Annotated in this window: 22 protein-coding genes; 6 read left to right on the top strand and 16 right to left on the bottom strand. The window is 40.0% G+C overall.

The window, feature by feature from the left end:
* Positions 1-10: 10 nt before the first annotated feature.
* The gene (locus HH219_RS14510) at positions 11-256 is read right to left on the bottom strand and encodes an OadG family transporter subunit (RefSeq protein ID WP_054453205.1); all 246 of its coding nucleotides are present in this window, start codon (positions 254-256) and stop codon (positions 11-13) included.
* Between the two features lie 525 nt (positions 257-781).
* Between HH219_RS14510 and HH219_RS14505 the strand changes: the two genes are divergently transcribed.
* From HH219_RS14505 to HH219_RS14495, 3 genes are all read left to right on the top strand, one after another.
* Complete coding sequence (locus tag HH219_RS14505) at positions 782-955, top strand: DUF1328 family protein (RefSeq protein ID WP_064485886.1); 174 nt, start codon at positions 782-784, stop codon at positions 953-955.
* A gap of 57 nt (positions 956-1,012) precedes the next feature.
* Positions 1,013-1,204 (top strand): hypothetical protein, encoded by a 192-nt coding sequence (locus HH219_RS14500; protein WP_054205413.1) that lies wholly within the window; start codon positions 1,013-1,015, stop codon positions 1,202-1,204.
* A 251-nt stretch (positions 1,205-1,455) separates the two neighbouring features.
* Positions 1,456-4,419 carry a TonB-dependent receptor gene (locus HH219_RS14495; RefSeq protein WP_169327872.1) on the top strand — a complete coding sequence of 988 codons (2,964 nt, stop codon included), beginning with the start codon at positions 1,456-1,458 and terminating at the stop codon, positions 4,417-4,419.
* 60 nt (positions 4,420-4,479) lie between these two features.
* Here HH219_RS14495 and pdxJ read toward each other — a convergent pair whose 3' ends face one another.
* The 10 genes from pdxJ to rpoE all read right to left on the bottom strand — a co-directional run bounded on the left by pdxJ (position 4,480) and on the right by rpoE (position 13,013).
* On the bottom strand, positions 4,480-5,211 hold the full coding sequence (pdxJ, locus tag HH219_RS14490) for a pyridoxine 5'-phosphate synthase (RefSeq protein WP_169327871.1): 732 nt from the start codon (positions 5,209-5,211) through the stop codon (positions 4,480-4,482).
* Between the two features lie 37 nt (positions 5,212-5,248).
* The gene (gene recO / locus HH219_RS14485) at positions 5,249-5,941 is read right to left on the bottom strand and encodes a DNA repair protein RecO (RefSeq protein ID WP_169327870.1); all 693 of its coding nucleotides are present in this window, start codon (positions 5,939-5,941) and stop codon (positions 5,249-5,251) included.
* Between the two features lie 17 nt (positions 5,942-5,958).
* Positions 5,959-6,891, bottom strand: coding sequence for a GTPase Era (era, locus tag HH219_RS14480; RefSeq protein WP_054205410.1), 933 nt, complete (start codon positions 6,889-6,891; stop codon positions 5,959-5,961).
* On the bottom strand, positions 6,881-7,558 hold the full coding sequence (rnc, locus tag HH219_RS14475) for a ribonuclease III (RefSeq protein WP_054205409.1): 678 nt from the start codon (positions 7,556-7,558) through the stop codon (positions 6,881-6,883). Before rnc ends, era begins: the two co-directional genes overlap by 11 nt.
* A gap of 2 nt (positions 7,559-7,560) precedes the next feature.
* Positions 7,561-8,496: a signal peptidase I gene (gene lepB / locus HH219_RS14470; RefSeq protein WP_054205408.1), complete on the bottom strand. Its 936-nt coding sequence runs from the start codon at positions 8,494-8,496 to the stop codon at positions 7,561-7,563.
* 40 nt (positions 8,497-8,536) lie between these two features.
* On the bottom strand, positions 8,537-10,324 hold the full coding sequence (gene lepA, locus HH219_RS14465) for a translation elongation factor 4 (protein WP_054205407.1): 1,788 nt from the start codon (positions 10,322-10,324) through the stop codon (positions 8,537-8,539).
* 69 nt (positions 10,325-10,393) lie between these two features.
* Positions 10,394-10,843, bottom strand: coding sequence for a SoxR reducing system RseC family protein (locus HH219_RS14460; RefSeq protein ID WP_054205406.1), 450 nt, complete (start codon positions 10,841-10,843; stop codon positions 10,394-10,396).
* 14 nt (positions 10,844-10,857) lie between these two features.
* Positions 10,858-11,814: a MucB/RseB C-terminal domain-containing protein gene (locus tag HH219_RS14455; RefSeq protein ID WP_054205405.1), complete on the bottom strand. Its 957-nt coding sequence runs from the start codon at positions 11,812-11,814 to the stop codon at positions 10,858-10,860.
* A gap of 4 nt (positions 11,815-11,818) precedes the next feature.
* Positions 11,819-12,430: an RseA family anti-sigma factor gene (locus HH219_RS14450; protein ID WP_169327869.1), complete on the bottom strand. Its 612-nt coding sequence runs from the start codon at positions 12,428-12,430 to the stop codon at positions 11,819-11,821.
* Between the two features lies 1 nt (position 12,431).
* Positions 12,432-13,013, bottom strand: a complete 582-nt coding sequence (gene rpoE / locus HH219_RS14445) for an RNA polymerase sigma factor RpoE (protein ID WP_054205403.1) — start codon at positions 13,011-13,013, stop codon at positions 12,432-12,434.
* Between the two features lie 264 nt (positions 13,014-13,277).
* Here rpoE and nadB point away from each other — a divergent pair, with 264 nt between their 5' ends.
* Positions 13,278-14,903, top strand: coding sequence for an L-aspartate oxidase (gene nadB, locus HH219_RS14440; RefSeq protein ID WP_169327868.1), 1,626 nt, complete (start codon positions 13,278-13,280; stop codon positions 14,901-14,903).
* Here nadB and HH219_RS14435 read toward each other — a convergent pair.
* Together HH219_RS14435 and HH219_RS14430 are read right to left on the bottom strand one after the other, a co-directional pair.
* Positions 14,863-15,156, bottom strand: a complete 294-nt coding sequence (locus tag HH219_RS14435) for a hypothetical protein (protein WP_169327867.1) — start codon at positions 15,154-15,156, stop codon at positions 14,863-14,865. The two genes, nadB and HH219_RS14435, sit on opposite strands and share 41 nt — an antisense overlap.
* A gap of 118 nt (positions 15,157-15,274) precedes the next feature.
* Positions 15,275-15,526, bottom strand: coding sequence for a succinate dehydrogenase assembly factor 2 (locus HH219_RS14430; RefSeq protein ID WP_054205400.1), 252 nt, complete (start codon positions 15,524-15,526; stop codon positions 15,275-15,277).
* 130 nt (positions 15,527-15,656) lie between these two features.
* Here HH219_RS14430 and HH219_RS14425 point away from each other — a divergent pair, with 130 nt between their 5' ends.
* Together HH219_RS14425 and HH219_RS14420 are read left to right on the top strand one after the other, a co-directional pair.
* A complete protein-coding gene (locus tag HH219_RS14425) occupies positions 15,657-16,568 on the top strand; it encodes a folate-binding protein YgfZ (protein ID WP_169327866.1) in 912 nt (303 codons plus the stop codon).
* 12 nt (positions 16,569-16,580) lie between these two features.
* The gene (locus HH219_RS14420) at positions 16,581-17,066 is read left to right on the top strand and encodes a peptidylprolyl isomerase (protein WP_054205398.1); all 486 of its coding nucleotides are present in this window, start codon (positions 16,581-16,583) and stop codon (positions 17,064-17,066) included.
* Positions 17,067-17,133: 67 nt separating this feature from the next.
* Here HH219_RS14420 and HH219_RS14415 read toward each other — a convergent pair whose 3' ends face one another.
* The 3 genes from HH219_RS14415 to HH219_RS14405 all read right to left on the bottom strand — a co-directional run bounded on the left by HH219_RS14415 (position 17,134) and on the right by HH219_RS14405 (position 18,772).
* The gene (locus tag HH219_RS14415; protein ID WP_169327865.1) at positions 17,134-17,568 is read right to left on the bottom strand and encodes a hypothetical protein; all 435 of its coding nucleotides are present in this window, start codon (positions 17,566-17,568) and stop codon (positions 17,134-17,136) included.
* Between the two features lie 18 nt (positions 17,569-17,586).
* A complete protein-coding gene (locus HH219_RS14410; protein ID WP_054205396.1) occupies positions 17,587-18,390 on the bottom strand; it encodes a DUF481 domain-containing protein in 804 nt (267 codons plus the stop codon).
* Positions 18,391-18,451: 61 nt separating this feature from the next.
* A complete protein-coding gene (locus HH219_RS14405; protein WP_054205395.1) occupies positions 18,452-18,772 on the bottom strand; it encodes an HI1450 family dsDNA-mimic protein in 321 nt (106 codons plus the stop codon).
* Positions 18,773-18,840 lie beyond the last annotated feature (68 nt).

Genomic DNA, 18,840 nt, shown 5'->3' with positions numbered 1-18,840 from the left:
AAGTCACCCCTTATAATTTTTGTTTATTTTTGTACTGAGCGATGGCAGCACTAATTGCGGCAATGTGTGCATCTGGCACACCTTGCGCTTTGATTGATGGCGCACGAGCTGGTACATCTATAGGTTGCTCAAAACGACTCGCCACCTTAGACATTAATACAATTGCTGAAATCAACAATGAAAGAAAAACAAAAACGCCCACCATGCCTGTTGCCATCAAATTTGCTGCTGTCGCTAGTAACTCACCTATATTCATACTCTGCCCCTTTATATATTCAATACCTGATAGTTAACAAAGCAACAAAAGCAGGTAAAAAACCACTTTATATAAATAACTATGCAACAATCATATCAAAGTAATTAACCACTTCCAACACTTTGTAAATTGGTAAAACCAATTAATATAAAGCTAACATACCCACATTAAATTTAACACCCGACAAATCGCTATTATTTTTCAAGATATAGATGATAAAAATAGCGAATATAGCCAAAACTTATAAGCTATAGAATGCAAAGCTCCATCCCTATTTATGCAGTCTCTATATTTGATAATATTTCTTTTCTAAAAACCACTTAAATTAATTGGTCTTACCAATAGCATGGTGATTTTACATTCCTTTTTTTACTTAAGAACAAGTTACACATAAAGCGTGTAAATATTTCCTATGAAACTGATCCCTATAACGAATGAATAATCAAGCGATTGATTTTAAAGGACTTTAATATTGGCATGTAAATGGCATTATCTAATATGTACAAATTAACCAAGGAGAAAACAATGTTACGCTGGACAATTACATTTTTAGTTATTGCACTTATTGCTGCAGTGTTAGGTTTTGGTGGCATCGCAGGTGCCGCAGCAGGAATTGCTAAGATTATATTTTTTATCTTTTTAGTATTGTTAGTTATCTCTCTTGTATCAGGCGCACTACGTGGCAACGTGCCCAAGTAGCTGAGACAAAGTAACGCAACAGTATTACCACTATATTTATTTACAAGGAATTACATTATGAAATCTACAACAGTAAAAACAGCCGTTATCGCCCTTTTCGCTAGTTTTTTTATTATGGGTTGTGAAGACAATCACGCAGAAGAAGCAGGTGAGCGCATAGATGAAGCTGTAACCGATGTACAAAACAAAGTCGAAGACGCCTGTGAAAAAGTAAAAGAAGGTGTAAATGCTGAAGAAACAAACTGTTAACACGGTAAGTTTTAAATAATAATAAAAACGACTCTCTTGAGTCGTTTTCACTTAAGCCATTGTTAAAAAACAAATTACTACGAATAACCCCCCACCAAACGAACAAACACAAAAGCAACACTCTTTAAATTTTAGTAAAAAATTTGTAATACCTGATTTAGTTACTATATATTGTAGTGGCTAAATTAATGTCCCCTAAAAGGAACGTTGCAGTATTTGGTATAATCATTATAAATACTTGGGAGATTACAATGTTAAAGAATAAAATATCGCTTGCCGTAAAGCATGCGTTTAGCGCAGGTGTTGTTTCAACTGCACTTATTTATGCGCCAATTTCAGCGGCGGAAGAAACTAAGGTAGACAAAGACTTAGAAGTCATTTCAATTACTGGTAGTCGTATCAGACAACCTGGTGCAGTGTCAGCCAGCCCTATTATTTCAATTGGTGAAAAAGAACTTGGTTTTCAACAAGAGCCTGAAGTTGAGCAAATATTAAGAAGCTTACCTGCAACGGTTCCCGGAGATGGCAGTAACGCGAATAACGGTTCTGCAGGAGCTTCAACCATCAACTTAAGAGGTTTAGGCGCCGAACGATCATTAGTATTAATGAATGGTCGCAGGATGATTCCATTTAACTATGATGGTGAAGTTGATACCTCTGTAATTCCTAGCGCACTTATAGAAAGAATTGACCTTGTTACTGGTGGTGCGTCTGCTGTATATGGTTCAGATGCAATAGCTGGTGCTGTAAACATTGTACTCAAAGATGACTTTCAAGGAGTTGTTTTTGATGCAAAGCATTCAGAAACAGGTGAAGGTGATGGCGATAAAGACAGCTTTAGCTTAACTTTAGGCTCAAACCTTGCCGATGATAAGGGCAACGTTGTTTTATCTCTTGGCTGGATGAAACGTGATCAGATTTTACTAGGAGACAGACCCTTAGGCTTATTAGGGATTGAAACGGGAAGCGGCGCCAACTATCAAGAATTTTTAAATGGCGAGCCTCCAGTTCCAGCACCTGATGCTTGTAGTGGTCCAAACTCAGTTGAAAGTGGTGGTTCGACTACCGCATTCCCAACTCGGTTTGCAATTGTTGGTGCTGGTGATACTGGAAGTGGTCAGTTTAGAAACGATGGTACCTTGGCAGCTACAGACTGTAGTGTGTTCAATTTCAACCCATATAATTTCTACCAAACACCGTCAGAAAGATATTCAGCAACGGCTCTTGGTAGCTACAACATAACAGATGACCATCAAGTTTATTCATCAGTCAACTTTACTAGTACCAGCGTTGATACTCAGGTAGCCCCTTCAGGCACTTTTGGTGCGGTATTTAATTTACCATTAGCAAACCCGCTCATCGGTGATCAAGCACGTCAATTTATGCTAGACGGTGCTGCACAAGCATTAGCGGCAGGTACATTAGATGGTACTAATTGGCAAGATGTTAATGGTAATGGTGTTGTTGATGAAGCCGATTACCTATCAGTACAATTAAGAAGACGTACTCTAGAGCTCGGTGCACGAACAGAACGTTTTGACAGTACCCAATTTCAGCTAGTTACTGGCATGACTGGCTACTTTTTAGATGATTGGCAATATGATGTAAGTTACCAGTATGGTGAATCAAATCGTACAACAGTTCGTGGCGGTTATACAAATTTAACGAATATTCAAAATGCTCTCGATACGACAGATGGTGTGACCTGTAAAAATGGTGACGCAAGCTGTGTTCCTATTAATCTATTCGGTGGTTTTGGTACTATCACTGAAGAAATGTCAGGCTATGCTCAAGCAATAGCATTACAACAGCAAAAATATAGCCAAGAAATTTTCACAGCTACCGTTAACGGCTCTCTAGACTTTATTGAAATCCCTGGTGCTGGCGCTCCGCTGGCAATGAGCTTTGGCTATGAAAAGCGTAAAGAAAAAGGTCTATTCGAACCTGATGAATGTTTAAAACTTGCACCTGCAAGTTGTCAAGGTGGTGCAGGAGGCAATCTGCAACCTATCTCTGGTGGTTTCTCTGTCGATGAGCTATTTATGGAAGGCTACTTACCTATTTTAGATGGTTTGCCTGGTGCTGAAACTCTGGATGTTGAATTTGGTTTTCGCTGGGCAGATTATGATAGCGTTGGTAGCAATGAAACATGGAAACTAGGCTTGAACTGGCGGCCTGTGAGTGATGTTTTAGTTCGTGTAATGCAACAACAAGCAACTCGCGCACCTAATGTTGGTGAAATTGCTTCTCCAGTTGTTACTGGTCTTGATAATGCTCGACAAGATCCATGTTCAAAAGCCAATAAAGATGATATTAATGATGCGTTAAAGCAACTTTGTATGTCTACAGGTATGAGTGAAGCTCAAGTCGGTAGTGTCCAAAATGTAATCTCTGGGCAGGTTCAAGTAATTAGTGGTACAGATCCGCTAAATGCACCTGGCGCAGAAGAGGCGTCTACATTTACCGCAGGTATTGTATGGACGCCTGAACTTGATACGCTAGAAAACTTTACTATCACGTTAGACTATTATGATATTGATATTGATGATGTAATTGGTGAATTTTCAGCACAAGAAATACTCGACGCATGCTATGAAAGAGCAGACACTGCTTCATGTAACAAAATAAACCGTGTTGGTGGTGCTTTAACTATTGCTGGAGCAGGTATTGAACAGTTTACTGTTAACAAAAAAAATCAACGTGCTGAAGGTATTGAACTTGGCTTTAATTTCTCTGTAATGATGGAGGAAATGGGGGAGCTACAATTTTCAGGTAATGTAAACAAATACCTAACCCAAGAATCCCAAAGCGGTGATTTAACGCCAGTAATTGATTGTAAAGGTAAATTCAGTACAAGCTGTGATCCTGTTTCAGAACTGCGTTGGGTGCAACGTACCAGTTGGGTATGGGAAGACTTAACAATGTCATTACAATGGCGCCATATAGATGGCGTTGATATGGAACTTTCACAAGCTGCCAATTCCTTCGAGAAATTTAGAAGTATTGAAAGCTATGATTACTTCGATTTATTTGCAAGCTATCACGCAACTGAAAATATTATAGTAAATTTTGGTATTGACAACATCCTAGAAAAAGAGCCACCGGTAGTAGGTGGGGAAGCTGGAAGTACAAGAGCTAACTCAGGTAATACTTTCCCAAGTAATTATGACGTACTTGGTCGTAAATTTAAAATGGGCATCAAGGTCCAGTTTTAATCACCTCGTATAAAGTAAAGCACCGCATTTCGCGGTGCTTTTTTACGCTATTTTTAAACTTTAAGCTCGTGCTTCAAGCATTAGTCGCTTCATGTCACGTACTGCTTTATCTAAACCATCAATGGCTGCACGCGCAACAATTGCGTGGCCAATATTTAACTCGTAAATCTCTTCCATCGCAGCAATCGGCTTCACGTTGTGATAATGAAGGCCATGCCCTGCATTGACGATTAGCCCTAAACCTGTCGCATATTTCACACCTTGTCGAATATGTTCAAGCTCTTTGCTCATCTCTGCGTCAGTTTGCGCATCTGCATAAGCGCCAGTATGTATTTCAACGTAAGGAGCATTACATGCTTTAGCGGCATCTAATTGCGCTTTATCTGCGTCAATAAATAATGAAACTTTAATTCCTGCATCACTCAGCTTTGCAGTTGCGGCTTTAATTTTATCTAAGTTACCCACAACATCTAAGCCACCTTCGGTAGTTAACTCTTCCCGTTTTTCTGGTACTAAGCAAACGTAAGCCGGTTTTACATCCAACGCAATATCAATCATTTCATCAGTAACAGCTATTTCAAGGTTCATACGCGTTTGAATTGTTTTAGCCATCACATATACGTCACGATCTTGAATATGACGGCGATCTTCACGCAAATGAATGGTGATCCCATCAGCACCAGCATGCTCCGCAACACTTGCCGCATGAGCTGGATCCGGGTAACTAGTACCGCGGGCTTGGCGTAAAGTAGCAATATGATCAACGTTTATACCCAAAAGAATATCTTTCATTTTTTTACCTGTAAAAATAACGGTTAAAAATACCGTACTAAGATTGCGGTTTAAAAAGCTCTCTACTTTTTAATGGTTTTTTACCCAGTAAGGGTTTCATTAAATGACGACTTAATTGTTTTGCCATATATAACACATCCGGCGCACTAAAGTCATGAGCAGCAATCGCATTTAATTGCGCCCCTAAAAAGCCACTACCATGATTTTCCTGTGCAACAAAGCCATATTCAGCAAAATAACTATACGTTTGTTTTGAGGTGATTGGATCGCCTGCGGCATCAAAACTAAAATCAACGCCATAACCCAAAAGCTCTAGTAACTGAAATTCATAAGAGCGTAATACGGCTTGCAAATTAGGGTGCTTAGTTAGCTGCTGTAAGTGTGTTCGATAAAGCTCATAGGCATGATCAATGGGCTCATTGATTGGCACAATCCGATTTGTTAACTCATTTAAGTAGAAGCCGCAGTAAAGCTGATCGCCTACTAAAGGAGATTGCGTACCATGCAATTCGAAACGTTGAATGTATTTAAGATCATTTTTACCCGTATAGTTTACGAGTAATGCTTGGAAAGGTTGCAGCTGCGCTTTATGTTTGGTTGACTGGCGACCACTTATGCGAGCAAGCATTCGTAGTTGTCCAACGCCTTCTACCAGCATATCAAGCATTACTTGCGAGTCACTAAAAGGACGCCGATGTAATAAATATGCCGTGTAGAAGTCGCTATCCATAACGGTAACTTAAGTGATTAATCTTCACCGTAACCTAAGCTGCGAAGTGCACGCTCATCGTCAGCCCAACCTGATTTAACTTTCACCCAAAGCTCTAAAAATACTTTGTTGTCGAGCATTTCTTCAAGATCCTTACGTGCTTCACGGCCAATAACTTTCAGCTTTTCGCCTTTGTTACCAATTACCATGCGTTTTTGAGTTTCACGCTCAACCAAGATTAAGCCATTGATATGCCAAATGCCGTTTTCTTGCCATTTAAACTGCTCAATTTCGACAGTTACTGAATAAGGTAATTCCTCACCCATAAAACGCATTAACTTTTCACGGATCACTTCAGCCGCCATAAAGCGCATTGAGCGATCGGTTACATAATCTTCAGGAAAGTAAAACTCACACGGTGGTAAACGTTTTGTTACTTCATCTTTGATTAGGTTAATATTTTTACCCTGCGTCGCAGATACGGGCATAATACCAACAAAATCAAACTTGTCACCTAACCACTTCATATGTGGCAGTACAAGATCACGGTCCTTTACTTGGTCTATTTTATTAATAACCAATAATACTGGTTTACCGCTTTGTGATACTTTATTTAGCACCATGTCATCGTCAGCATTCCAATGAGTGCCTTCAACAACAAATATAATAAGTTCTACATCACCGATTGAGCTAGATGCTGCGCGATTCATTAAACGGTTAATGGCACGCTTTTCTTCAACGTGCAGCCCCGGTGTATCGACGTAAACAGCCTGATGCTTACCTTCGGTATGAATACCCATGATACGGTGGCGCGTTGTTTGCGGTTTGCGTGAGGTTATACTCACTTTTTGTTCAATAATTTCGTTTAGCAACGTAGATTTACCTACGTTTGGTCGACCAACAATGGCGACCATGCCGCAAAACGTATCAACTTCACCTGTATGAGGCTGGATCAGTGTATCAAGGTTCATTTTTAAGTATCTTAAGTGCTTTTTCAGCGGCTTTTTGTTCAGCCTTACGACGTGAACTACCTACTGAGATGATGCTATCCATACCTTCAACTATACATTCTACCGTGAATGTTTGATTGTGCGCCTGACCTTTAGTATCAACTACGGTGTAGCCTGGCAAAGGTAGTTTTCGAGCTTGTAAATACTCTTGTAATAGCGTTTTAGGGTCTTTTTGGTTTAAGCCTGGTGAAATAGCATCAAGGCGAGGTTCGTACCAAGCCAAAATTAAATCACCACAAACATCTATACCTGCATCTAAAAATACAGCACCGATTATGGCTTCAACCGCATCAGCTAAAGTTGACTCACGTCGAAAGCCGCCACTTTTAAGCTCACCTGGACCTAAACGCAGGTAATCACCTAAACCAAACTCCAAGCCAAATTCGGCTAACGTTTGACCACGAACAAGCGTTGAGCGCATACGGCTCAAGTCACCTTCTCGGGCTTTAGGGAATTTGCCATATAATGCATTTGCAATGACAAAACTTAAAATTGAATCACCTAAAAACTCTAGGCGCTCGTTATGTTGTCCTTTATGGCTGCGATGGGTCATCGCCTGCTCAAGCAATGCTTGATCAATAAAGGTATACCCTATTTTGCTATATAGCTCTGTTACATTTTTTTTCATTGTTACTGAATATTACCTAGGCGTTCAAAACGAACACCAGTTGGAACCCAGCCTGGTACAATGTCATCTGGGCCATTATCAAATTCAAAACTCATCCATATAAAGACAGCTTTACCCACCAAGTTTTCTTTTGGCACAAAGCCCCATACGCGACTATCTTGGCTGTTATCGCGGTTGTCACCCATCATAAAATAATGATCAGCCGGTACTACCCATTCATCAGAACGTGTACCCGGCTGTTGATAGTAACGCCCTTTCATTTCCAGCGCTTCTGGGTTTATTAAAATATCATGTTTTAGCGTCGTTAAATTTTCATTTAAACGCACTAAATCCATAGAGCCTTGCTTAAATTCATCACGATTGATGATTTCCATATCAATCTTATTATACTCATTACACAATAAATCGCCCTGCTGAGTTTCACCCTCTGCGCAATTTGGTTGAATATATAAACGCTTGTTACGGTAAACAATTTTATCACCAGGCAAACCAATAGCTCGTTTAATATAATCTATACGTTCATCTAATGGATATTTAAATACCACTATATCACCGCGTTCAGGTTCAGCAACATCGACTAATTGAGTACGCCATACAGGGTCTTTCACCCCATAAGAATACTTTTGCACTAAAATAAAGTCACCCACTAACAAGGTAGGCATCATTGAACCTGACGGAATTTGAAACGGTTCAAATAAAAACGACCTAAAAATAGTAATTGCTGCGATCATCGGGAAAATCGACTTAGCAGTCTCTGTCAATGTCGGCTCAGGCGCAATTAATGCGGCAGTTTCTTCATCTAGCTCGCCGCCAGCAGAACTTTGTGCAAGAGCTAAGCGTTGCTGTCTTTTTGGCGCAAACATTAGATGGTCAATTAACCAAATTAAGCCTGAGCCTAATGTTAATAGCACTAAAAATATTGAAAAATAACCTGCCATACATTAAATCCTTTCTCTTACGAAACTGGGTTACGAAGCCTTACTTACCAACTTTAAGAATTGCTAAAAACGCTTCTTGTGGCACTTCAACATTACCAACTTGCTTCATACGTTTTTTACCATCTTTTTGCTTTTTAAGCAGTTTTTTCTTACGACTTACGTCACCACCGTAACACTTGGCGATTACATTTTTACGTAACTGCTTAACGGTTGTACGTGCAATAACATGCGCGCCAATTGCCGCCTGAATTGCAATATCAAACATTTGACGTGGAATAAGCTCTTTAAGTGCATCAGCTAACTGACGACCACGAGATTGTGCACTGTCTCTGTGTACAATAATCGCAAGTGCATCAACACGCTCAGCATTTATTAAAATATCAACACGTACCATGTCTGACGTTTGAAAACGCTTAAAGTTGTAATCAAGCGATGCAAAACCACGGCTGGTTGACTTTAATTTATCAAAAAAGTCCATTACTACTTCAGCCATTGGTAGCTCATACGTTACGGCTACTTGTTTACCGTGGTAACTCATTTTAGTTTGCATACCTCGTTTCTCTATACATAGGGTAATAACATTACCTAAGTACTCTTGAGGAACAAGGATATTTGCTTCTACAATTGGCTCTCGAATTTCTTGAATATCATTTACTGCCGGAAGGTCAGACGGATTATCAATCTGAAAAGTACCTTCTTTTGTTACTATTTCATAGATTACAGTAGGCGCAGTGGTAATTAGATCAATATCGTATTCACGTTCTAAACGCTCTTGAATAATTTCCATGTGCAGCATGCCTAAAAAGCCACAACGAAAACCAAAACCAAGTGCGGTAGAATTCTCTGGTTCAAAGAATAACGACGCATCGTTAAGACTTAGTTTATTCAGGGCATCACGGAACGATTCATATTCATCTGACGCAATAGGGAACATACCCGCATATACTTGTGGTTTAATTTTTTGAAAACCAGGTAAGCGAGCAGGCGCTGCATTTTTTTGATGGGTAATCGTATCGCCAACTGGCGCGCCATGTATTTCCTTAATACCAGCAATAACAAAGCCTACTTCGCCAGTTCTTAAAATACCGGTGTTTGTTTGCTTTGGTGTAAATACACCAACTTGATCTGCAGTATGAATATGCTCATTCGACATGATTTTAATTTTGTCGCCGATGCGTAGTTCACCGTGTTTAATACGTACAAGTGATACAACACCTTGATACGGGTCAAACCAAGAGTCGATAATTAATGCTTGTAATGGCGCGTCTTTATCACCTTCTGGCGATGGTACATCTCTGACAATCATTTCAAGAACTTCAGCAATACCAACACCTGTTTTAGCGCTACATTGCACAGCATCAAGCGCATCAATACCAATAATATCTTCAATTTCTTCAGCAACGCGAAGTGGATCTGCTTGTGGTAAATCGATTTTATTTAGTACTGGTATAACTTCTAAATTCATTTCTATGGCGGTATAACAATTTGCTAATGTTTGCGCCTCAACACCTTGGCCTGCATCTACTACAAGTAATGCGCCTTCACAGGCAGCCAATGAACGTGATACTTCATAAGTAAAATCAACGTGTCCTGGTGTATCGATAAAGTTTAGCTGGTAAGTTTCACCATCATTTGCTTTATAATTTAAGGTTACACTTTGCGCTTTAATCGTGATGCCACGTTCGCGCTCTATATCCATTGAATCCAATACTTGTTTTTGCATTTCACGGTCAGTTAAACCACCACAAACTTGGATCAAACGATCAGAAAGGGTCGATTTACCGTGGTCAATATGGGCGATGATCGAAAAATTACGGATATGCTTCATAAACTGGATTCTAAACTTCTATTTTAATTGATTGAGTGTATAAAGCCGCAATTTTACATTTAATTGGCTTCAATCACCATCTATTTGAGTTAAAGGGAGGCTAATTGGATGAATTTTTATTACTTTGATGTCATGTTTGAGACTTTTCACTCGACTTTTAGCTACAGCAAAGCCAGTAAAACCACCACTTATAGCGGCAATTATTTGTAACCATTCTGGCGCAGAAAAAAACTCAGCAGCGATCAGAGAAAACACTAACCCCAAGACTAAAGGCAGCATATATACTGCAAAGGCATGTTTTACCATGTGGCTATCGTCTAGCGCAAGTGTCACTTTTTGCCCGACAGCAACAACAGTTTCAAATTGGTAAGGAAAAGTTTTTTTAGCGGTGCCAAATAGTTTGCCAAACACTTGAGAGCCACAGCGACCATTACAGCCTTCGCAAGCTTTTTTTTGTTGAGCTTCTAAATGCGCAGTGGCGCCATCAATTGACACCACTGTAAGGGTTTGTTCTATCATTATCTGCTTTTAATTTACAATGGTCTTGCAACCGACTCAGCAATTGCCTTGGCGGTCATTGCTGGTATATTTCCCACCACCGACACATCAAAGCTTCCAGCATTATGAACATAAACAGTTGTAGCTCCTGATGATAAAGAACCACTCGGTCTGCGCCCTGGTAAAGGTCGTTGAACAAACACCGACACTTCAACAAAACCATCTGAATATAGATAATAATCAGTCAGTTCATTGTTTAAATCTAATTTATGGCGATCTGATTTAAGTAAACTAAACCCATCAGGTAACCAACCGATTTGCCAATTATTACCCGCTGTTTTTGACTCTTTATTAGAAACTTCAACGGCCGGTAATGACGTTGGAAATTGACGATTAAGCATTTCCAATAACAGTGGCGCAGGCTCTTCGGTCACACTAATATGTGTTAATTGAAGCTGCTCTAGCATTTCACCGGCGTGATTAACATACGCAGATTTAAGCAACAAGGATGATTCTGCATCTAGCCAGAGCCAATAATTATACTTATATTCATCTTTTGATTCAATACGAACTAATTGAGCAGCACGTCCAGCAATACGTCCTTTACCCCCTAAAACAAAATCATAGTGCAAACTTAATCGTTCAATATTTTTGAATAGAACTTCTGGAATTGGACCTGCAATAGAGTCTGTAGCAATTGAATAAGGCGCAGATTGAGGCTCAAAATAAGTTACTTGGTTATTAATTCTAACCATTTCTAGGCCAGCACCATTAAGTAAGCTTAAATGCTCAAGTTCGGTGTCACCTTGTTTTGCATGTAACCAACGATAGGGTTCCATCGCTTTACCTTTGACGACAACAAAAGAGGCATCAAAGTTGCGATTGTGGACGGCATCAGCCATCTGGAGCAGTAGCTCTTTAGCGGGGTTTTCGTCGTCAGCAAAGGCTGGAGCCATTAATACCAACGACAAAATAAAAGTAAGAACTTTCATTAAATTAGTTTTTTTCCTCTTCGGCTTGCGCCTTAGTGTGGGCTTTTTCTAATGAATATGCAACTCGTGCTTGGCGTTGATGCTCAAGAACTAAAGCGCCTATGCGCTGCTGCTGTAACTCACGTAAACCTTGCTCTGCATTTTCAAGCGCTGGTTCTGATGAATAACTCACTGGAGACGCAACACCCGTTAAAGGTGTTGTTTGTAGCATTGGAATTTCATTCGCCGATGAATTTTCACCTTGTGGCAAAGTCTGAACACCAACAATCGCAAACATTGCCACACTGGCTGCAATAGCCAACTGTGAAATTGGTTTACGCCAGTTAAATGCCACTACATTATCGGTGCCGTTTGCCACTAGAGGTGTAGGCTGTGCCTGTTTTTGACTAAAGTCAGCATACACAGGTTCACTTTCTAGTGCTTTTGCAACGCTATCACTGATATCTATAACGAAGGCATTATCTGACTCAGCACGCATAGCATCACCAATCAATGCGTAACGACCAAAAGTAGCAGCATCATCAGATGCTAACACTTGATTCTCTAGTGGTTGTTCGCCGTCAAGTAATGCGGATAGATGTTGATTATCCAACTTGTTAACGTCTGCTTTTGTCATATTAAGACTCGCCTATTAATGGGTTTAATTTGTTATCAATTGCTTCACGGGCACGGAAAATACGCGAACGCACCGTCCCGACTGGGCAATCCATCACCACTGCTATTTCTTCATAGCTCATCCCTTCGATTTCTCGTAGGGTGATTGCGGTTTTAAGATCTTCAGGCAAACTATCAATGGTGCTAAAAATAACTGCGCGAACTTCTTCGCTTAATAACAAGTTTTCAGGGGATGCATTTGAACGCATTGCATCTGCGCCATCGTAAAATTCGGCATCGTCAGCATCTATATCATTTGCTGGCGGTTTGCGACCCTGAGCCACTAAGTAATTTTTAGCACAATTAACGGCGATACGGTATAACCAAGTATAAAAGGCACTGTCCCCTCTAAAGTTAGGAAGAGCACGATACGCTTTAATAAACGCCTCTTGTGCTACATCAGCAATATCACCTTGATTTGATACGTAACGTGAAATCAAACCAGCGATTTTATTCTGATACTTCTTTACTAAAAGATTGAAGGCATTTTTATCGCCTTGCTGGACCCTTTTTACTAGCGCTAAATCCAAATCCTGCTCGCTCATTCGAGCCGGTACTCCTATATCTAATTATTGCTTGTTATTCATATCTTAGCCATTGTTCACAAATACTCTGACTACGCTATGAACAAAAAGTTCTGTTTAATATTATTATTTTATAAAATAGCCGTAAATAAGTTGGCAAAAGCTGAAAATCACTAATAGTGTCGCGCCAAATATGATACATATACGCCTATCATAATAATATTGATTGCTCGTACCAATTGCATAAATTAGTATCTGAGCATTGTAACCGCAAAGACCACGGACATGAACCAAAATAAACACCACATTACGGATGTCGCGATTATAGGCAGTGGCGCAGCTGGCCTCTCATTAGCTCTGTCTTTAGCCAACCACTGTAAAGTCACCGTAATTAGTAAAGGTGAACTAACCGAAGGTTCCACACTCTATGCCCAAGGCGGAATTGCTGCTGTTTTTGATAAAAAAAATGACAGTATAGAATCGCATGTGCAAGACACTTTAGATGCCGGTGGTGGTTTATGCGACAGAGAAGCTGTTCATTACACTGCAAGCAATGCCCCTGATTGCTTACAATGGCTTATTGAGCAAGGCGTCCCCTTTGATATGGAATTTGACAGCAAAGGCAAAGAACGTTTTCACTTAACGCGTGAAGGCGGCCACAGTCACCGGCGTATTCTTCATGCTGCAGACGCAACTGGTCGCGCTGTACAAACGACCCTGATAAGCCAAGTGCAAGCACACCCTGGAATAACATTGCTTGAACAATATAATGCAATTGATTTGATTGGTGATAAAAAACTAGGCCAAACCGGCCAACATATTCACGGCGTGTATATGTGGAACCGCGCGGCAAAAAAAGTCGAAACGATTTCAGCTAAATTCGTGGCTTTAGCTACCGGTGGAGCCAGTAAAGTCTACCTCTATACATCAAACCCTGACGTATCTAGCGGTGACGGTATTGCAATGGCATGGCGTGCGGGGTGTCGCGTTGCCAATATGGAATTTAACCAATTCCACCCAACTAGCCTATATCATCCAGAGTTACAGAATTTTCTTATAACAGAAGCCATGCGTGGTGAAGGCGCTTACTTAAAACGCCCTGATGGCACCCGATTTATGAAAGATTTTGATACTCGTGAAGAATTAGCACCAAGAGATATTGTTGCTCGCGCTATCGATTTCGAAATGAAGCGCTTAGGTGCAAATTGCGTATATTTGGATATCAGCCACAAAGATAAAGACTTTATTATTGAGCACTTTCCTACTATTTACGCAAAGTGCTTGAGTGTGGGTCTTGATATTACTAAAGACCCGATCCCAGTAGTACCGGCAGCTCATTACACTTGTGGTGGCGTAATGACTGATTTTAACGGTAAAACCGATCTAGATAATCTTTACGCAATTGGCGAAGTCGCTTACACAGGCCTACATGGCGCTAACCGTATGGCGAGTAATTCATTGTTAGAATGCATTGTGTTTGCCCATGCCGCAGCAAAAGACATTTTAGCTAAAATACAGCACAGCCCGGCATTAAAAACCTTACCTGTATGGGATGAAAGTCGTGTTACTAATTCAGATGAAGAAGTGGTGATCACGCATAATTGGCATGAGTTACGTCTATTTATGTGGGATTATGTTGGCATAGTACGTTCAACTAAGCGCTTGGAACGCGCTTTACACCGTGTTGAACTACTACAACAAGAAATTCGTGATTATTATGCAAACTTCCGCGTTACTAATAACTTATTAGAGCTACGTAACCTAGTCCAAGTTGCTGAGCTTATTATTCGAAGTGCTATGGAGCGAAAAGAAAGCAGAGGCCTTCATTACACCATTGACTACCCGCAGTTAAATGATAACCCAACCCCAACTATTTTAACCCCGCCGACTCAGTTCGAGCAGCCAAAATAGCACGTTTAAGGCGAATGAAGTTTTGCGGCTCAACACTCCTGGCATTAACAATTAACCAGCGAGATTGAGCCAATGATTCTATATGTAACCACACACTCTTTGGATACACTCGGCTTTTACAACTGAGATTACCGTTGATTTTTACTGTTTTACTTTCAAAGCAGATATTTGACGATGATAAAATCACAACCCCCTCATCACTATGCACAGCTTTAAATTGCAGCCAACACCAACGGCCACTAATAAAAGCCATAGCCAAAGTAAGTAGTTGAACTGTAAGGGTGGTTAAAAAAAGACTAAAACAACAGGCGAACAAACCAAATAAGACCACAAAGGGTTTGTGGTCTGCTTTATTTCTTGCAACCGTGAATCTATACACGAACCCGGTCTAAAATAAGTTGTACCATTTGCTTCAGTTCTGGGTCTTTACATTCTTGATGGCCCATAAACCACGCAAATAAATCGGGATCATCAGCTTCTAATAAACGCTGTAGTACAGCTTGCTGCTGCACAGATAATGAATCAAATGCCTCATCGACAAACGGCATAAACAACACATCGAGTTCTAACATGCCGCGGCGACAAGCCCAACGGATACGCGCTTTATTGTGAATTTCAGTCATTTTTTACCTCGTACTTAGTTACCTTGCAGTTTAACAAATTGCACCTGAATAAACAGCAATTTATGCATCTATACCCTCAGCGCTAACTACGGTATTATGAGCCCCTATATTTTTTGTAACGCAGGTTTTTATGTCAACAGTATATGCATGCCCTTTGTCACATCAGCTGATCCGCATTAGTGGTGTTGATAAACTCGCCTACCTTCATGGTCAAATTACTCAAGATATCAACAAGCTAAGCCAAAATAACTATTTATGGACTGGGCATTGTAATGCCAAAGGTAAACTATGGAGCGTCGCGAAATTATTTGCCTACCAAGATAGCTACTATTTAGCGGCCTCTGAAGTTGAAATCACCCAATCACTAGCTGAATTGAAAAAATATGCGGTATTTTCAAACGTTGAGCTCCTAGCAGCAACAGAAAAATTAATCGGTTTAATTGGTGAAGACGTAACCGTAGCCCTAAAAAGCCTCGATATCCATTTTAATGGGCAAGATAACGCGTGTGATTTTAGTTATGGTAAAGCCATAAAACTAGCAGACAACCGTATCTTATTAATGGTTAATGCTGACTTTTCTCTTCCTGATGACGTTATCGCGCTTGAAAACGATGCTTTGTGGCAACAACACGCTATTTTAGCTGGTGAACCTGAACTCAATGAGTTGGCCCTTGGTGAATATGTCCCGCAAATGGTTAACCTACAAGCTATTGGCGGAATTAGCTTTCGTAAAGGGTGTTATACCGGCCAAGAAACTGTAGCGCGAATGAAATACCTTGGTAAGAATAAACGCGCAATGTATATAGTGTCAGGACATAGTGACGGAGAATTGGCAGAGCCGGAACTAGAAACTCAAATGGGTGAAAACTGGCGCCGCGCGGGTAAATTAATAAGCCAAGCTTACAACCCGCAAAGTAAAACCTTATTTGGCCTTGTAGTGTTGCCAAACGACAGTGAACCTAGTCAGTTACTGCGTGCAAAACATGCCCCGGCGGTAGAGCTATCAATTCTTCCTCTACCCTACTCTCTTGACGACGAATAAATAGGAGTAACTATGATCGTTGCAACAAATAAAGTGGTAAAAATGCATTATTCTGTTATGGATAATGACAAAAACTCTATCGATAACTCATTTGATGGTGAGCCACTCATTTTTATCGTTGGTACAGGTTACTTAATTCAAGGCCTAGAAGACGCACTTATAGGTAAAGAAGCTGGTGACACTTTGAGTGTTACTGTTGAGCCTGAAAACGGTTACGGTGAACGCCATGATGAACTCATGCAAGCAGTACCTAAATCAATGTTTGAAGATATGGAAATTGAAGTAGGTATGCAATTTCGTGCTTCTACCGATGATGGTGATCAATCAGTCATGATCATTGATATTCAAGAAGACGAAGTTATTGTTGATGGTAACAACCCTCTTGCAGGGATCACATTAAACTTTGATGTAGAAATTCTTGAAGTGCGTGATGCCACGGCCGACGAACTAGCCCATGGTCATGTACATGTTGAAGGTGGTTGTGGTCACGACCATTAATCAATTTCCCCTAATAAATAAAAAGCGCTAATGCGCTTTTTATTTATTAATTTTACGATATTTAGGGCTACTCAGGATTACTAATTTTATCGGCTAAAGCAGCAAGTAAACCATCTTGATCATTAGTTCCTAACCGATACTGACTACCATCTTTTAAAACTAGCTGTACTGCACTAAACCCTGACACAGTATACACCCAACCATCATGCGTAATACGTAAACCAATACCGTGTCTATATGAGTTTTCTACCGCTTTAGCTTCGACTATATCTGTCAATTGTAACTTATCACCAAATACACCAGGGCCAAAACCCCAACTGATTTGAGTGTCATCAACTTTAATAGTTAAACCATGAAAGAAAAATGCCACCAGCACTAAAATTGCTGCAAATACCATTAATGGCATATCCGCACCAATTAAATACCACGCTAAACCTACAAAACTGGCAATCCAGCTCAATATAACAAAAATGAACAGTGCAAATTGTTTATGTTGATACATAACACTCTCTAATAAATATTAAAAACTATAAACGAATGTCGCACTTAGCTCCGAATCAAACTTTAGTTTGTCATTTTCCGGTTTGGAGTTATAACGATATAAATAAGCAAACTTTAACGACACCGCCCCCATAACTTGGCTGATCAATGAAGTTTCTGATTTCAATCGCGAATTCAGCCCCGAAAGCGATTGTTCAATACTAACATCTTGATTAAAGCGCGTACGCTTTGAAACAGTACGCTCCCATTGCAGCGCCAAACGCAACAAATAGCCCGTTTTAGTACTATCATCATCCGCTTCACCTACTGCAACAGAGCGATATAAGCCAGGGCCGATATCAAAATCAACTTGATTTTTAACCCCTTCATATAGCCTATTTCCATAACCTGTGGCTAACGTACTTTTAAAGTCCAAGCCACTAAATTTATCTTCTTCGTAATCCCCATATATAAAGAAAGAGGCGTTTTTCACACCAACTTTATAGTTTCCTTGCGCTGATATGAACACTCTGTTGGCCGAGACTTCGTCATCGCCGGTAGCCTCATTTTTGTCTCGCTTATATAACGTATCTATTTTAAATTGATTACGCCAACTATCAAAATCTTGATATAAATTGCCCTTGAACTTAAAGCTCGTCGAATTAGTATTGCCCCGACTAACAATAAAGCCAAATTCAATATCACCGTAGAGTAACTCACCTTGATGAATTTTATGGATCTCTTCATCTGAAAGTTGCCCATATTCATGAAAGTCTTCAAATGGGTCAACCGCCCAGATTTTAAAGCTCAATATCAAGCTCAATAGCAGAAATAGCCTAATCACTGACAAATCTTTGTATGATTGCTTAACATAAGTACTTTATAACGGAGATATGGCATCTAAATTATTCGCTTTCTTTCCATAAAATATGGCAAAACGGTGCATCTTTATCGCGACTTATCAAAATTTTAGCAAATAAAATATCTTGATTATCAAACTCAAGACCGACGAGTACTTGAACAAATAATTCTGGTTCAATTTCAAGTGCCACAAAATCATGCCATTGGTCATCGGGCTCACCTTCTTCAATAAAGCCAAGCTCTTCGCGATGTTGATTAAAATCTTCAACATCCTGCTCCGTAAGGTTATCTGGTGCTAATTCTAAAAAGATATCATAAGCTTGGTGCGTTACTTCTTCTTCACTGTATAAACGGGGCCCTGTCATCGCCATAAACCTTTCAAGATGCAATTACCAAGTATAGTATCAAACCTCAGCAAATTTTTGACAAAAAA

The organism is Pseudoalteromonas sp. NEC-BIFX-2020_015, from assembly GCF_012952265.1.
Classification (GTDB): domain Bacteria; phylum Pseudomonadota; class Gammaproteobacteria; order Enterobacterales; family Alteromonadaceae; genus Pseudoalteromonas; species Pseudoalteromonas neustonica.
This window is presented reverse-complemented; position numbering and strand designations above follow the sequence as displayed.

Bases quoted from the DNA above. Each gene is read 5' to 3' on its own strand.
- HH219_RS14510 (WP_054453205.1), bottom strand. From the start codon at position 256: ATGAATATAGGTGAGTTACTAGCGACAGCAGCAAATTTGATGGCAACA.
- HH219_RS14505 (WP_064485886.1), top strand. From the start codon at position 782: ATGTTACGCTGGACAATTACATTTTTAGTTATTGCACTTATTGCTGCA.
- HH219_RS14500 (WP_054205413.1), top strand. From the start codon at position 1,013: ATGAAATCTACAACAGTAAAAACAGCCGTTATCGCCCTTTTCGCTAGT.
- HH219_RS14495 (WP_169327872.1), top strand. From the start codon at position 1,456: ATGTTAAAGAATAAAATATCGCTTGCCGTAAAGCATGCGTTTAGCGCA.
- pdxJ (WP_169327871.1), bottom strand. From the start codon at position 5,211: ATGAAAGATATTCTTTTGGGTATAAACGTTGATCATATTGCTACTTTA.
- recO (WP_169327870.1), bottom strand. From the start codon at position 5,941: ATGGATAGCGACTTCTACACGGCATATTTATTACATCGGCGTCCTTTT.
- era (WP_054205410.1), bottom strand. From the start codon at position 6,891: ATGAACCTTGATACACTGATCCAGCCTCATACAGGTGAAGTTGATACG.
- rnc (WP_054205409.1), bottom strand. From the start codon at position 7,558: ATGAAAAAAAATGTAACAGAGCTATATAGCAAAATAGGGTATACCTTT.
- lepB (WP_054205408.1), bottom strand. From the start codon at position 8,496: ATGGCAGGTTATTTTTCAATATTTTTAGTGCTATTAACATTAGGCTCA.
- lepA (WP_054205407.1), bottom strand. From the start codon at position 10,324: ATGAAGCATATCCGTAATTTTTCGATCATCGCCCATATTGACCACGGT.
- HH219_RS14460 (WP_054205406.1), bottom strand. From the start codon at position 10,843: ATGATAGAACAAACCCTTACAGTGGTGTCAATTGATGGCGCCACTGCG.
- HH219_RS14455 (WP_054205405.1), bottom strand. From the start codon at position 11,814: ATGAAAGTTCTTACTTTTATTTTGTCGTTGGTATTAATGGCTCCAGCC.
- HH219_RS14450 (WP_169327869.1), bottom strand. From the start codon at position 12,430: ATGACAAAAGCAGACGTTAACAAGTTGGATAATCAACATCTATCCGCA.
- rpoE (WP_054205403.1), bottom strand. From the start codon at position 13,013: ATGAGCGAGCAGGATTTGGATTTAGCGCTAGTAAAAAGGGTCCAGCAA.
- nadB (WP_169327868.1), top strand. From the start codon at position 13,278: ATGAACCAAAATAAACACCACATTACGGATGTCGCGATTATAGGCAGT.
- HH219_RS14435 (WP_169327867.1), bottom strand. From the start codon at position 15,156: ATGGCTTTTATTAGTGGCCGTTGGTGTTGGCTGCAATTTAAAGCTGTG.
- HH219_RS14430 (WP_054205400.1), bottom strand. From the start codon at position 15,526: ATGACTGAAATTCACAATAAAGCGCGTATCCGTTGGGCTTGTCGCCGC.
- HH219_RS14425 (WP_169327866.1), top strand. From the start codon at position 15,657: ATGTCAACAGTATATGCATGCCCTTTGTCACATCAGCTGATCCGCATT.
- HH219_RS14420 (WP_054205398.1), top strand. From the start codon at position 16,581: ATGATCGTTGCAACAAATAAAGTGGTAAAAATGCATTATTCTGTTATG.
- HH219_RS14415 (WP_169327865.1), bottom strand. From the start codon at position 17,568: ATGTATCAACATAAACAATTTGCACTGTTCATTTTTGTTATATTGAGC.
- HH219_RS14405 (WP_054205395.1), bottom strand. From the start codon at position 18,772: ATGACAGGGCCCCGTTTATACAGTGAAGAAGAAGTAACGCACCAAGCT.